Source organism: Chakrabartyella piscis (assembly GCA_030067835.1).
Lineage (GTDB): Bacteria > Bacillota > Clostridia > Lachnospirales > Anaerotignaceae > Chakrabartyella > Chakrabartyella piscis.
In genome coordinates this window covers 3,260,435-3,275,041 of record CP092441.1, presented here as the reverse complement: position 1 = coordinate 3,275,041, position 14,607 = coordinate 3,260,435, and the positions used below count along the sequence as shown (strand labels likewise).

Here is a 14,607-nt window from a genome sequence, read left to right as displayed (position 1 = left end):
AAGTCCACAGTGAATGGATTTTCTGTTAGAATAAAGTTACCACACAAGATTCTAAGAGAAGGAGCCAAATACTATGGACAATACCAATTATAGCACAAATCCAGTAGAACGCAAGAAGGGGCAACACTTAGGAGCGGAAGAGCGTGGAGCAATCCAACACCTACACAAACTGGGTTACTCTAATAGAGCAATCGCTGGTGAGCTGAATTGTAGCCCTTCCACAATAGGATATGAGTTGGAAAGAGGCACGCCAGCTTACTCCGGTCGTGGGAGAAAGCCTACTTACTCTGCAAAGAGAGGCGCTACCGTTTACAAAGAAAATCGGAGCCGTTGTCGTCGTCCTAAGAAGTCATTTCAGGATTCGCAGTTTATTTCTTGGTTGGTAAAGCAAGTGAAAGAACACAAAAGGTCGTTTGATTCTTGCGTGGGTCGTGCAAGGTTGCTTGGGTTATTTCCTCCAGACACCATTCCATGTACCAAAACACTCTACAACCGATTGAGAAGCGGAGAATTGCCCCTCTCTTTATTCGACCTTCCAGAAATATTGACACGTCGACCACAGGGAAAACCCCGTATTTCTAAGCGTTTATACGGAAAAAGTATAGAAGAACGTCCTCTTGAAGTTGTCCTCAGAAACACCTTTGGTCACTGGGAATCTGATACCGTTTTGGGTCAAAAAAAGAAGGGCGAAGCAGCCGTTTTCAGCATTGTTGAACGGCTGACGGGTTACTATATTACCCTGCGTATTGATGAAAAAACCGCTGACGGAGTTGCCTCTGCAATGAAACAGCTCCATCAACAGTTTGGAGACAAATTCAATCAAGTGTTTCGTAGCATTACCACAGATAACGGAAGTGAATTTGCCAGTTTTTCAGACTTCGAGAATCTAGGTAGCGAGGTTTATTTTGCCCATCCATATTCTTCTTGGGAGCGTCCGGTGAATGAGCGGTCAAATCGTGTTTTGCGTAAATTCATTCCAAAATCCACCTCTATCACAAAATTTTCTCCCGAGCAAATCTTGGCGTTTTCGGATGAAATCAACGCAACCCCAACAAAGAGATTGGGATATTACACACCAGAAGAATTATTTGAAGATCAGCTTGATCAAATTTATAGAAGAACCAAGCAGTAAACTTTATTTCAAAAGTGTTCAATTTGTTATTGCAATTTTCATAATTTCAAAAATACGTTGTTTATATTGAAATTTCACCTAAAAAAGGGTATGATATAAATAGTATACGTAGAATGTCGCAAACTAGGCGAAGAATCCAAAATTTGCCTTTTACACAGCGAATCACAACATTGCAAAGTCAATGCATTTATAGATCTGTTTTTTATCGAAAGGAGTCTTGTTTATGTTTTCAAAAGATATGGGTATCGACTTGGGTACTGCAAATACACTTGTTTATATGCGTGAAAAAGGCATCATTGTCAATGAACCATCTGTTGTTGCCATCAACACACAAACCAAAGAAGTGCTTGCAGTTGGTAACGAAGCCAAAGAAATGATTGGTAGAACACCAGGAAATATTGTGGCAGTGCGTCCAATGAAAGATGGTGTTATTGCCGATTTCGACGTGACACAAGCTATGTTGCGTTATTTCATCAACAAAGCATATGTACGTTCTTTGTTCTCTCCAAAACCAAGAATTGTCATTTGTGTGCCATCTGGCGTAACAGAAGTAGAAAAAAGAGCGGTTTTGGAAGCAGCAGTTGCAGCTGGTTCTCGTGAAAAGGATACATACCTCATCGAAGAACCTATGGCAGCTTCCATTGGTGCTGGACTTCCTGTTGCAGAGCCAACTGGTAGCATGATTGTAGACATCGGTGGTGGTACCAGTGAAGTTGCGGTTATCTCCTTGGGTGGTATCGTCAGCAGTGCTTCTTTGCGTGTGGCTGGGGATGCTTTGGATTCTGCAATTACAGCGTATATCAAACGTGAATTCAACCTTGCAATTGGGGATCGTACAGCAGAAGAAATCAAAATCACTTTGGGTTCTGCTTATCCTTTGACACAAGAAGAACTTATGGAAATTCGTGGTCGAGATTTGATCAGTGGTTTGCCAAAAACAGTGGAAGTTACTTCCATTGACATACGTGCAGCGTTGGCAGAACCTGTGAAAGATATCATTGAATGCATCAAACAAACATTGGAATCCACACCACCAGAATTGGCTTCTGATATTATGGAATGTGGCATCACATTGACCGGTGGTGGCGCATTGCTTCGTGGTTTGGATCAACTCATTACAGCAGAAACAGGTATGCCTGTACACATTGCATTTGAACCACTCAATTGCGTTGCTTTGGGTACTGGTATGGTTTTGGAACAATTGGATGTTTTGAAATCTGTGTTGATTTCTCCAAGAAAAGCATTGTTCTAATTTCAATGAAATGGAAATAGGCAGATATGGAATCTGTCCCTACAATAGCGAACGTCAATAGTTTGTTATTTTGAGAAACAACATTTTCCCTTTTACGATAAGTGTTGCCACACCTAAAAGATCAGGCGACCACATAGGGTCGCCCCTACAGGTTGTGTGGTGTTCTTGTAGGGGTTGTCCTATGTGGCAACCCGTGGAGGATTGCTTTCGCAGCTACGCCTATCTTGAAAAGGGAAACAACATTCTAAACTTTTCACCATTCACTCTTAGTTATTCACTGGCGAACCAAGTTCGCTAAAAGGAGCGTTTACCTTGTTTATTTTATGGGATAAATATAAGAAAAAATTTATGGCTTCCATTGTGATGCTCCTTGTGGTATTTTCGTTGATTGGCACAGGAGACAGCTTAAGTGCCTCTTTATTGGAAAATGCCATTGGTTTCGTTGTAACACCCTTTCAGGATTTGACCACTGGTGTGGAATCTTGGGTTGTCAGCACAACAGAAGCCTCAAGAGAGCGTACAGAGCTCATTGCAGAAAACGAAGCGTTGTCAGAACAGCTTGCACTTTTACAAGAAGAAAACAAGCGTCTTTCATTATACGAAGCAGAAAATGAAACCTTATCTGGATTGTTGGACATTGCCCAAAGATTTCCAGAATACGAAAGCGTTGGCGCAACAGTCATTGCAAAAAGCACCAGCATTTGGTATGACACCTTTACCATCAACAAAGGGAGCACTTCTGGTGTTTCTGGCAATATGGTTTTGGTGGCACCCAAGGGTGTTGTAGGCAAAGTCCTAGAAAGTGGTGCAACCTATGCAAAGGCGCAATCCATTTTAGACAGCAACAGTGCAGTACCGGCTATGAGTTTGCGTACTGGTGATTTGGGTGTTGTCAAAGGGGATTATATCCTTGGAAATGAAGGTCTTTGTAAGATGGAATACATCAACCAAGAAGCGGAAATCATTGTTGGGGATGAAATCATCACTTCCCATCTATCTGACATCTATCCAGTTGGTATTTCCATTGGACAGGTCATAGAAATTGAAGCAGATGCCAATGGTTTGACCAAGTATGCAATCATCCAACCTTTTGTGGATTTGCAACATTTGGATACGGTTCTGGTCATTGACAAAAATCAAGAAGCAGGTGATGTGTCTTGAGAATTTTGATTACAACCATTGTGGTTATTTTAAATTTTGTGTTTTACACCACTGTATTTCGTTTGTTGGAAATCGGTGGCATCATTCCAAATACACCATTGATTTTGTTGGTTTCCTATTCTCTTTTGCGTGGCAAAAAAGAAGGTGCCATCATCGGTGTAGGCACTGGAATGCTATTTGATATGTTCTTTGGCACACATTTTTGTTTTTACACAGTTTTGTATCCTTTGATTGGATATCTCATTGGAAAAAACCAACCTGAATTTTATCGAGAAAACTACATTTTGCCTGTGTTCTTTTGTTTGTTTGCAGTTGGCATCTACGAAACAGCACACTTTGGCGAACAATGGTTGTTCCAAGAAGGTGGTAGCTTGATGCATTTTCTCTTCCAAATCTTGTTGCCAATGGCAGTGTATACAGGCGTTTGCACAATTCCCATTTATCGCTTGCTCTTTGGCTTGGATGAGTGGTTGATTTCCAAAGAACGATATAAGTATCGCTTGTTTTAGAGCGTTGATGGGAATGAAGTTTACAGATATGAGGGATTCTAATAAGGATAGACCTTGGAGACCTTTTTTCTATCGTGAAAAGTTCCCCAAACCCTTCAAAAACACTCTTTTAAAAGAATTAAGACCTTGAGACCCTGTCTCAAACTCTGTAAGCCTTTGAAAAGGCTTAACCTAAACTTTATTTAAAAAGCAGGCTATATTAATATATATTTGGAATATAGGGGTTTTGCTATGTAGGGGCAACCCTATGTGGTTGACCGTAGTCATTTTATTTGAAATAGCAATTTCATTTTGGCAACACCAACGCAAATCAAATGCGTTTTCGCAACAGGAGGAAAGTATGTCACGTTACTGGGAACAGTTCATTGAACTTTGCAAAAATAGAATATTTATCTTGCTTTGTGGCATTCTCCTATTGTTTTCTACATTGGTGGTGCGGTTATTTGAATTACAAATTGCCGATGGTGCAGACTATGCACAGTCCACAACAGCAAGCGTTTCCAAGGTGGTGAATGTGCCAGCACCTCGTGGGAATATTTACGACAGATATGGTAGACCTTTGGCACAAAACACAGTTGCATACTCTGTGCAAATCGACAACAGTACTGTTTTGGAATTGGGTGATTATCGTTTGTCATTGTTGCATAATTTGACAGATGTGCTTTGGAGCAAAAACACCACACCTGATGATGATTTGCCTATGGATGCAAGTGGGATTTACTTCACTTTCACAGGTGATGAAAAAGAGATTGCAGAACAAGAAACTGCGTGGAAATCCAAGATTGGTTTGACCAAAAGCCAGATGGACTTTACTGCCAGTGATTGTTTGGAATATTTATTTGAGAAATACGAAGCACCAGAGTCCTATTCAGAAGCACAAAAAAGAACGTATGTGTCTTTGGCAATGACCTTATCTGACCAGAACTTGATGGTTTTGACCATTACAGAGAAATTGGTTGGATTTGGCGAAACTTTGTCCAATGAACTACCAATGGCAACAGAATATCCATATTCTTTCCAATTCAACAATAGTTCTGCAAAGGAGCTGAATTTCAAGGAATCCATTTGGATGAGTGAGGAAGAATTGGATTACGATTCTTTGGAAACCCTGTCTTATTTACAGGAATTCTTTGGTTTGCCTTCTTATTTGCCAATGGATATGGTGCGTAACACAGTTGGACTGAGATATGCAATTTATTTGCAACGATACCAACAATACCAATCGGTTACCGTTGCGTCAGATGTAACAGACAAAACCCTTGCATATATTGAAGAAAACAACGATATTTTCAATAATGTAACCATTGACACAGTGTCTTTGCGTGTGTATCCAGAAGGCGAAACCTTTTCACATATTCTGGGGTATATTCGTCAAATGACAGAGTCTGATTATGCTTTGTATGCAAGCGATGTGGATGAAAATGGCAATACCATCTATAGCAGCACCGATATTGTAGGACAAACAGGTGTAGAAAAGCTATATGAACGTGAATTGAATGGAACCGATGGCAAAATTCTCATTGAAGTGGATAGCCAAGGTCGTCAAATCAGTGAATTGGAAACCACAGAGCCCATTTCTGGTAAGGATGTATTCCTAACCTTGGATAGTGAGTTGCAAAGGGTTGCTTTTGAAACCTTGGAAGACCAATTGCGAGATGCAGTCATTACAAAGTTGACCACAAGCACAACAGATCCACTTTCGTTGATTGATTTGTTCACTGCAATGGTAAAGGCGAATCATATTTCAGCCACTAAGATTTTGACAGCATACGAACCATATCAACATGGAATTTATGAAGAATTTTTGGCAGCAAATCCTGACTTTGACCCAGAAGATGAAGATGAAACAGCGGAAACCAAAATGCAAAACTATCTTTTGGAAGGACTTTTGACAGGTGCATTCACCACTAGAGATGCAATGCTCATTGCCATTGAACAAGGAACCATTACTGCAACTGAAGAAGAAATTGAAGCTTTGGCACAAGGTGGTGGAGATGTCTATGCAATGGTGTTGAATCGTTTGCAAAGTGGAGATTTATCACCAGCAGAAACAGCACTTGACCCATGTACAGGTTCTGTGTTTGTCACAGATGTCAATTCTGGTGAAGTTTTGGTTAGTGTGACCTATCCTTCCTATGACAACAACGAATTGGTCAATGTATTCAACAACGAATATTACAACAATTTGTTGCAAGATACCAATACACCTTTGGTCAACAGACCACTGAAACAAAAGAAAGCACCTGGTTCTACTTTTAAAATGGTCACAGCTATGGCTGGTTTGGAAACAGGCGTCATTACACCCTATACAGAAATTGAAGATGAAGGGGTTTATACCGCTACTGGTACACCATATGCTCGTTGTTTGATTTATAGCAACTATGGGATCACACATGGTATGGTGGATTTGACCTTTGCTTTGGAAGTTTCTTGTAATTATTACTTCTATGAAGTTGCTTATCGTTTGGGCAATGCAGCAAATAACTCCACAGAAGCGGGTATCACCACAATGAATGAATATGCAGCTGCTTTTGGCCTCAATAGCACAACAGGTGTTGAGTTAGAAGAATATGTGCCAACAATGGCTTCACCATATTACAAAGAACGTATTGTCAAATTGTTCAATCCAGATGCAACCACAAGCCAAACACGTTGGACGGATGGGGATACCATTCGTGCAGCAATTGGACAATCTGTCAATAGTTATACACCAGCACAAATCACAAGATACATTGCAACCTTGGCAAATGGAGGTACCTTGTATCAATTGCATATGATCGATTATTTGCAAAACCCAGATGGTTCTGTGTACTATGAAACACCAGAAATCATCGAAAATGTAGCAAGCTTTGATGAAGCAAATGTACAAGCCATCCATGAGGGGATGTTGGCAGTAGTGGAAGGGGACCGTGGTACCATGAGAACCGCTTTTGCAAACTTCCCAGTGCAAGTAGCCGGCAAAACAGGAACTGCTGAAGAAGATATCAATCGTAGTTCCCATTCTTGGTTGGTGTGTTTCGCACCATATGACGATCCACAAATTGCCATCACCGTTATGATTCCATTTGGAGAAGGCACTGGAGCTTTGACTTCAGAGGTGGCAAAGGCAATTATTACAGAATATCTTGGTTTGGATGTAACGCAAGAAAATTCCAACTTGGAAACCAATTTGACACAATGATATAGGAGGTAGGGTTATGACACCAAAAAATTACGTAGTATTCAAAGGCACAAAGGATGGCATTACATTGCAGTTTGATCCAGATGCGTCTTTTGTGGATATTTGTGAACAACTCACTAGAAAAGTCAAAGAAGCAAGCAGCTTTTTCGATAATGTAAAAACAGCATTGGCGTTCAAAGGACGTAGCTTCACAGAAGAACAAGAACAAGAATTGATGCGTATTGTGGTGGACAATACCACTATGGACATTACTTTTGTGAAAACAGAAAGCAGTCAATTGATGCAGTTGGCAGCACTTGCAAAAAAAGAAGCCATTGGTCAAAATGTCACCAAATACCACAAAGGTTCTTTGCGTAATGGTCAAAGAATTGATTTTGATGGTAGTGTTGTGGTTATTGGTGATGTAAACCCTGGCGCAGAAATCAAAGCAACAGGCAATATCATCATCTTGGGTCAACTGAAAGGTATGGCACATGCAGGTTGTGAAGGCATTGAAGAAGCATTTGTTTGTGCTTTGTATATGGCACCTGTTCAACTTCGTATTGCAGATATCATCACACGCTTCCCAGAAGAAAACAAACGTGGCAATAAAGCGCCAGAATTTGCATTTATCCAAGAAGGTCAGATTTTTGTAATGCCTTTGTCGTAATTTATCGTAATTTTTGTTTGAAACTGCAAAAAAACAGGTGCAAAAGCTGTAGTTTTTTGTTAAGATAAAGATAACAGTATGAAGATTGCACCAAACAGGAAATTTGCACTTATATCTTGCGATGCAAATCACTACAAAATAAAGCTGTCCTTCCTGTAGGGGCTGCCCGTAAAACGACGAAGAATTTTAGATTTTAGATTCTTCACTTCGTTCAGAATGACAACTCAATAAATACCATATGAAATATGGAAATAAATGTAGAGTGCAATGTGATTTTGCAATACAACAAAACGAAACATTGTAGGGTAGGATATTGATGCTATCACAAAACAACAATACGAAATATTGTAGGGTAGGGTCTTGACCCTACCACAAAACGAAAAAATATAAACATTATAGTAAAATCAGAATTAGGGGGAACTTACATGAGCGAAGTAATTGTAATCACCAGTGGTAAAGGCGGTGTTGGCAAAACAACAACATCTGCAAATCTTGGCTGTGGTTTGGCTATTACCGGTAAAAAAGTAGCATTGGTAGACGCAGATATCGGTCTTAGAAACTTAGATGTTGTTATGGGTTTGGAAAATAGAATCGTATACGATTTGGTGGATGTGGTAGAAGGCAATTGTCGTTTGAAACAAGCACTCATCAAAGACAAACGTTACGAAGGATTGTTCTTGTTGCCAGCAGCCCAAACAAGAGACAAAGATGCAGTTTCTCCAGAACAAATGAAGAAACTTTGTGAAAATCTTAAAGAAGAAGGCTTTGACTATGTAATCATCGACTGTCCTGCTGGTATTGAACAAGGGTTCAAAAATGCCATTGCTGGTGCAGATCGTGCTGTTGTTGTTACAACACCAGAAGTTTCTGCTGTACGTGATGCAGATAGAATCATTGGTTTGTTGGAAGCAAATGAATTGCGTGATCCAATGTTGATTCTCAATCGTTTGCGTATCGACTTGGTGCAACGTGGCGAAATGATGAACATTGAAGATGTAACAGAAATTCTTGCTGTTGATATTTTGGGTGTGGTTCCTGATGACGAAAGCATTGTCATTGCAACCAACAAAGGGGAACCTGCTGTTTCCAACCAAGAATCACGTGCTGGTACTGCATATCGCAATATTGTACAACGTATCCTTGGTGAAGAAGTGCCAATTATGTCCTTTGAAGAAGCACCAAAAGGCTTCTTTGCAAGACTCAAAACATTGTTTCAAGGTTAATTAGAAGGAGGAATAGATATGGGCTTCATGGATTTTTTCAAAAAAACATCTGCTCCTGCTTCAGGTAGCGTAGCAAAAGATAGACTCAAACTGGTTTTGGTACACGATCGTGTAAATTGTTCTGCACAAGTGTTGGAAATGCTCAAAACGGATATCATCAAAGTCATCTCCAATTATATGGAAATTGATTTGGATGAATTGGATATCCAAATTACCCAAACACAATCAGAAGAAAACAATGGTACTGTGCCTGTGTTGTACGCAAATATTCCAATTAAGAGTATGCGTAAAATTCAAGACTAATTTTAAGTGGATCAAAGGTCGAGATGCGGTGTATGCCAAAACCTCGACCTTTTGTACGTTTGATGGATAACCACAAAACCAAAATTTGAAATATATCGTACTTGTAGGGGCACCCCTATGTGGGTGCCCGTCATCAACAGCCACAAAACAAATAGGTGGGCATGGAAACCCACCTCTACAAAACCGAAAGTATGAAGGTACTGCAATTGTAGGGGCGACCATTGGTCGCCAGCAGGTTTTGTTCTTAAGCATTTGACGAAGTGTCAATCTGTTTCACTCATTTTTTAGTATTCACTGCGGTTTGAACCGCTATGAGGTTTTTTATGCGAATCAAAAAAATATTTCAAAATTTAGATATCTTTATACTCATTGCCATTTTGGCATTGGTATCCTTTGGGTCTGTTGCCATAGCCAGTGCAATCCATGTGAATCTAGGTGAAGACTATGCAACCTTAATGAAGCATTTTGCATTTTTCTTTATGGGAATTGTGTTGATGCTCATTGCTGCCAATGTGGATTATGAGTATTTTTCTCAATTTCATGTACCCATTTATCTGCTCAATTTGCTTCTGCTCATTGCAGTTTTGCTCATTGGTGTAGATGGTGGTGGTGCTGTGCGTTGGATTGCAATTGGACCTTTGACCATTCAACCATCGGAGTTTGCAAAGGTGATGATGATTTTCTGTTTGTCCAAAATTTTGGCAGATAGACCAGATCGTGTCAATGAGTTGCCAACTTTGTTGTTTTTATGCGCCTATATGGCATTGCCCATTGTTTTGGTGTTGATGCAACCTGCTTTGTCCTCTAGTTTGGTGTTGGTTGCCATCTTCTGCATTTTGTTATTTGTAGCAGGACTGAGCTATATTTGGATACGAAACATTGTTTTGGTGGCAGCACCAGTGGTTGGCTTTATTCTCATTGACGTTGCCAGTGAAACACCACTTTTGATGGATAAAATTCTGGCACCCCATCAATTCAATCGTATTCTTTCTTTTGTAGACCCTACTAGAGATGCTGACTTGTATTACCAAACAGAGAAGTCCATCAGTGCCATTGGATCAGGTCAATTGACAGGTCAAGGTTTGTTCCAAGGTACACTCAACCAGCTCAGCTACCTGCCAGAACCCCATAATGACTTCATTTTTTCAGTAATTGGAGAAGAATTTGGCTTTATTGGATGTATATTTGTAATAGGAGTCTTGCTTTTTTTGATTTTTCGTTGTATAGTAATAGCAATATCTGCACGTGATACCTTGGGACAGCTTTTGGCGCTTGGAGTTGCTGGTATGTTTGCATTCCAAACATTTGTCAACTGTGGTGTTGCACTTGGTATTTTGCCAAATACAGGTATGTCTCTACCATTTGTTGGTTATGGTGGTAGTGCTATGTGGACAAATATGATCGCAATTGGTCTAGTTTTGAATATACGTAAAAAAGAAATGAAATCACTTTTTGAAGGAGGATTGTTATGAATATTGGTTTAATCGCCCATGATAACAAAAAGAAATTAATGGAGAACCTTTGTATCGCATACCGTCACATTATGTGTAAACATGAATTGTATGCAACTGGTACAACAGGCCGTTTGGTGGAAGAAGCTACAAATCTTGTGGTGCATAAATATCTTTCTGCTCGTTTGGGTGGAGAACAACAAATGGGTGCGCAAATTGCAGGCAATGATGTGGATGTTATGATTTACTTGCGTGATCCTGTAACCATTCAAGATTATGAGTCTGAAGTCAATTCCATCACACGTCTTTGTGACATTCACAATATCCCACTTGCAACAAACTTGGCATCTGCTGAAGTTTTGCTTTTGGCTTTGGATCGTGGCGACTTGGATTGGAGAAATGTGGTGAGATAATGGACAATTATTCCTTCAATGGAACCCTTATGGCGATTATTGTTGGGTATTATTTGATCATCAATCTTGTGCTGTTTTGTATGATGGCATTTGACAAACATGCAGCCATCAAAGGCAGACGTAGAATACCAGAAAAGAATTTGTTTATGGTAGCCATCGTAGGCGGTAGCTTTGGTGGTTTATTGGGTATGGTCTTAAAACGCCACAAAACACGCCATATGGACTTTATATTTGTATATACCTTCACAGCAATTATGCATATTTTGGTGGCATATTTGCTCATTGGAAAGTTTGTATTTACATTTTAAACAGAAGAAAACACCTTTCTCATAGCGAGTTAGGTGTTTTTTGTGTATATTTTAAGTTGTCATCTATAGCCATTCCATATATAATAAAATTAGGATTGTTGCTTCGGCGGTCAGTCACTTCCTACAACAAAAAAGGAGGTGACTTAAGATGATTACATACAGCGATTTATTTACGTTCTGTTTGGTAATTATTGGCGTCATTTCTTTGTGTTTACACAAGAATAAATGACATAAAACGACCGCCTAACAAACGTTAGACGGTCAAACTTATCCATCGGACTGATTGCCTTCCAACGAGCAACAATCCTACTTAGTTTCAATATATCACACATAATTGCGTTTGTAAAGTTATCTCTTGCAAAGATGGCTTTTTTATTTTGCAAAAACCATCCATTTATAGAATCCAATCAAAACTTACCAAACACATGTCTACCAAGTTTACAATACCCTATCTATTTTTCAACAGAACACGAAAGAAGGAAGTAGAGAAAGTGATACAACAGAACAATAAGCGAAACAAACTTTTCATGAAAAACCCTCCTTTTATTTGTTGTAGAGATACGCTTCTGTAAACTCTACATATCCTCTGCAATTGTATGCAACGCCTGCCCATTCCAACACAGAAACCAAAATAAAGACAGGATCAAACACCGAATTGCCATCTTCTTTTCCAGAATAGTGCTTTGCAATATATCCAACCAATGTACTATCATCACAATGGGATTCCCCTAGCTTAAAATTGCGTCCATTGCCCTTTTGTGCTGTACCACCATTTTTATGAATACATTCCACCATAGTATCGAAAACAGTATACTCGTAGTTTGGTTTGATGGGGAGTTCATTGCATTCAAAGCTAAGTCCATCTCGACATGCTCTGATTTCATAGGCATTGCCCCTTGCAGAATGTACAATAGCACGTCCATTGTTTTCATACAGCTTTTCTTTGATGATGTTGGATGCCAAATGACTGTTTTTTTCAAAAAAGAATTTTTTCATATCGATTTCCTCCTCAACCGCTGGTTTATTTTGCTCTTCTTTTGCCAAATGCAACTCCACCAATAATGATTGCAATTTTTTCTTTGCAAAAGGATAAGAAATATTCAAATCTTCTTGCAATAATTTTAAATTCCCTTGATGTTTCAAAAATGTCAATAAAAAATTCATTTGTTCGTCAGATAAATAGTTGAATGGATTCAGTTCAAACTTATTTTGTAAATTCAAACCACAATCTTCACAACTCAAAGCACTAACGAATAATTTGCCACTACACACTGGACAATTGGTTAAAATATTTGCCATACTGTTTCGCCTCCTTATATTTTATGATATAAAGATAACATATAATAAAGTACTTGTCAATATAGTAATTAAAAATATTTATTACTAAAAAAATAGAATGCAAAAAAAAGGCGACCACAGGTCGCCCATACAAAACAATTTTACTATTTCAAAACTTACCAAACACATGTCTACCAATTTGATTGGTGATGGGAACCTGCCAAATCCATCTACTGGTGGCTGTCACAGGATTCCAATAATACAACGCACCATTCACAGGATCCCAACCATTCAGTGCATCCCTAGCAGCATTGAGAGCTGTTTCACTGGGTGGCAAATAAAATTGATTGTCCCAAACTGCATCAAAAGCACCTTTTTGGAAGATGACATCATACAAAGTATCTGGAAAATCATTGCTTTTCACACGATTTAGAACCACAGCACCCACAGCAACTTGACCTTCATATGGTTCACCTCTTGCTTCTCCATGGATGATGGATGCCAATAAAAACACATCATCTTGATAACCATTGCTTCCAGAGCCTGAAATACCAAGTACAGACAGGGTTGCAGTTCCAGCAATGCCATCTGCCACCAGACCATTTGCTTGTTGGAATGCCAAAATCGCTTCGTATGTTTTGGAACCATAAATCCCATCCACAATGCCACGATAATACCCCAATTCTGACAATCGTTGTTGTGTCTGTCTGACTAAAGTGCCACTGGTACCCCAAGACACCAATTGTCTGTTGGTTTCTGTTGCCATCAAATCTAGTTGCATATCATCCCTCATTTCTATGTATATTATGTAGGGACAGCCCTAGCGGCTGTCCGTTGTACCATTCTGCCTGTCATTCAGAGGAACAACGTGACGAAGAATCTTGGTTTTCGGGCGACCACAGGTCGCCCCTACGGGTAGCATTCTGTTAGCTACCATTCAGAGGAACAATGTGACGAAAAATCTTGGTTTGCGGTCGATTCGTGAATCGCCCCTACAATTACAATATAGTTATATGGCATTTTGCATTTCCTGCCACAATTCCACTACCTTAAATTTGATTTTTGGTGTGATTTCTTCCTGTGACAAAGCAGATACCACCAAATATTCTTCGTTGGTCAAGGTGTTTTCCAAGCGTAAATTGCTTTCTTCTGTCATATACCCCCAAGTGGCATCTACAAAACACATTTGGGGATACAAAACACACCACCAATTGTTGCCTTCTGCCAGACCAATTTCAATACGCAATGCATCGTAAATGCCTGATGGAAATGTCAAATCATCATATTGTTTCATGGGGAATTGTTCACGCACCAAAGAAACCGACACAGGATAGTCATAGCCTTCTGACACCACAATTTCCTGTGCCAATTTACAAATTTCCACAGTAGCGGCTTCCAATAATGCCAAAGATTCTGCTTTGGTTTCACAGGTTGCCAACATTTCGCCATAGGTTTCCAAAACACCATCACGCACCAAAAGTTTCAATTCTTGGTCAGCATCGGTGTTGCTATTTGCCAAAACGTGGAATCTGACCACCTTGGTTGCAATGCCATTTTGAATGGTTTGGGAATATGCTTGGGTGTATTCTGCCATGATACCACCAAAAATACATAGCCCAATGGTTAGAGCCATCACATAATTCCATTTCTCCTTTTGCCACAAATCCAGTGCTTTTTTCTTCCATATCTGAAACATAGAAATCCCTCCAAGTGTTTGTTATCTTAAGGATACCCATGTTTTGGCAGT

The 14,607-nt window shown here is 39.6% G+C and carries 14 protein-coding genes; 11 read left to right on the top strand and 3 right to left on the bottom strand.

Going from position 1 to position 14,607, the window contains the following annotated elements:
- Window positions 1-73 precede the first annotated feature (73 nt).
- The 11 genes from MJY40_RS14925 (at window position 74) to MJY40_RS14875 (ending at window position 11,582) form a co-directional block, all read left to right on the top strand.
- Entirely contained in the window at window positions 74-1,132 is a 1,059-nt protein-coding gene (locus MJY40_RS14925; protein WP_317854549.1) for an IS30 family transposase, read from the top strand.
- A gap of 223 nt (window positions 1,133-1,355) precedes the next feature.
- On the top strand, window positions 1,356-2,384 hold the full coding sequence (locus tag MJY40_RS14920; RefSeq protein WP_317854973.1) for a rod shape-determining protein: 1,029 nt from the start codon (window positions 1,356-1,358) through the stop codon (window positions 2,382-2,384).
- Window positions 2,385-2,696: 312 nt separating this feature from the next.
- Window positions 2,697-3,545, top strand: a complete 849-nt coding sequence (mreC, locus tag MJY40_RS14915; protein ID WP_317854972.1) for a rod shape-determining protein MreC — start codon at window positions 2,697-2,699, stop codon at window positions 3,543-3,545.
- A complete protein-coding gene (gene mreD, locus MJY40_RS14910) occupies window positions 3,542-4,054 on the top strand; it encodes a rod shape-determining protein MreD (protein WP_317854971.1) in 513 nt (170 codons plus the stop codon). Before mreC ends, mreD begins: the two co-directional genes overlap by 4 nt.
- 340 nt (window positions 4,055-4,394) lie before the next feature.
- Entirely contained in the window at window positions 4,395-7,235 is a 2,841-nt protein-coding gene (locus MJY40_RS14905) for a penicillin-binding transpeptidase domain-containing protein (RefSeq protein ID WP_317854970.1), read from the top strand.
- Window positions 7,236-7,251: 16 nt separating this feature from the next.
- Window positions 7,252-7,884 (top strand): septum site-determining protein MinC, encoded by a 633-nt coding sequence (locus tag MJY40_RS14900; RefSeq protein ID WP_317854969.1) that lies wholly within the window; start codon window positions 7,252-7,254, stop codon window positions 7,882-7,884.
- 425 nt (window positions 7,885-8,309) lie between these two features.
- A complete protein-coding gene (gene minD, locus MJY40_RS14895) occupies window positions 8,310-9,107 on the top strand; it encodes a septum site-determining protein MinD (protein ID WP_317854968.1) in 798 nt (265 codons plus the stop codon).
- Between the two features lie 18 nt (window positions 9,108-9,125).
- Window positions 9,126-9,410 (top strand): cell division topological specificity factor MinE, encoded by a 285-nt coding sequence (minE, locus tag MJY40_RS14890; RefSeq protein ID WP_317854967.1) that lies wholly within the window; start codon window positions 9,126-9,128, stop codon window positions 9,408-9,410.
- Between the two features lie 323 nt (window positions 9,411-9,733).
- Entirely contained in the window at window positions 9,734-10,882 is a 1,149-nt protein-coding gene (locus MJY40_RS14885; protein WP_317854966.1) for an FtsW/RodA/SpoVE family cell cycle protein, read from the top strand.
- Window positions 10,879-11,274, top strand: a complete 396-nt coding sequence (locus tag MJY40_RS14880; RefSeq protein ID WP_317854965.1) for a methylglyoxal synthase — start codon at window positions 10,879-10,881, stop codon at window positions 11,272-11,274. Before MJY40_RS14885 ends, MJY40_RS14880 begins: the two co-directional genes overlap by 4 nt.
- On the top strand, window positions 11,274-11,582 hold the full coding sequence (locus MJY40_RS14875; RefSeq protein WP_317854964.1) for a DUF1294 domain-containing protein: 309 nt from the start codon (window positions 11,274-11,276) through the stop codon (window positions 11,580-11,582). Before MJY40_RS14880 ends, MJY40_RS14875 begins: the two co-directional genes overlap by 1 nt.
- Window positions 11,583-12,125: 543 nt before the next feature.
- On the opposite strand, the gene MJY40_RS14870 is transcribed toward MJY40_RS14875, so the two are convergent.
- The 3 genes from MJY40_RS14870 to spoIIR all read right to left on the bottom strand — a co-directional run bounded on the left by MJY40_RS14870 (window position 12,126) and on the right by spoIIR (window position 14,556).
- The gene (locus MJY40_RS14870; RefSeq protein WP_317854963.1) at window positions 12,126-12,881 is read right to left on the bottom strand and encodes a DUF2089 family protein; all 756 of its coding nucleotides are present in this window, start codon (window positions 12,879-12,881) and stop codon (window positions 12,126-12,128) included.
- A gap of 148 nt (window positions 12,882-13,029) precedes the next feature.
- Window positions 13,030-13,641, bottom strand: a complete 612-nt coding sequence (gene sleB, locus MJY40_RS14865; protein ID WP_317854962.1) for a spore cortex-lytic enzyme — start codon at window positions 13,639-13,641, stop codon at window positions 13,030-13,032.
- A gap of 228 nt (window positions 13,642-13,869) precedes the next feature.
- Window positions 13,870-14,556 carry a stage II sporulation protein R gene (gene spoIIR, locus MJY40_RS14860; RefSeq protein ID WP_317854961.1) on the bottom strand — a complete coding sequence of 229 codons (687 nt, stop codon included), beginning with the start codon at window positions 14,554-14,556 and terminating at the stop codon, window positions 13,870-13,872.
- Window positions 14,557-14,607: the final 51 nt, after the last annotated feature.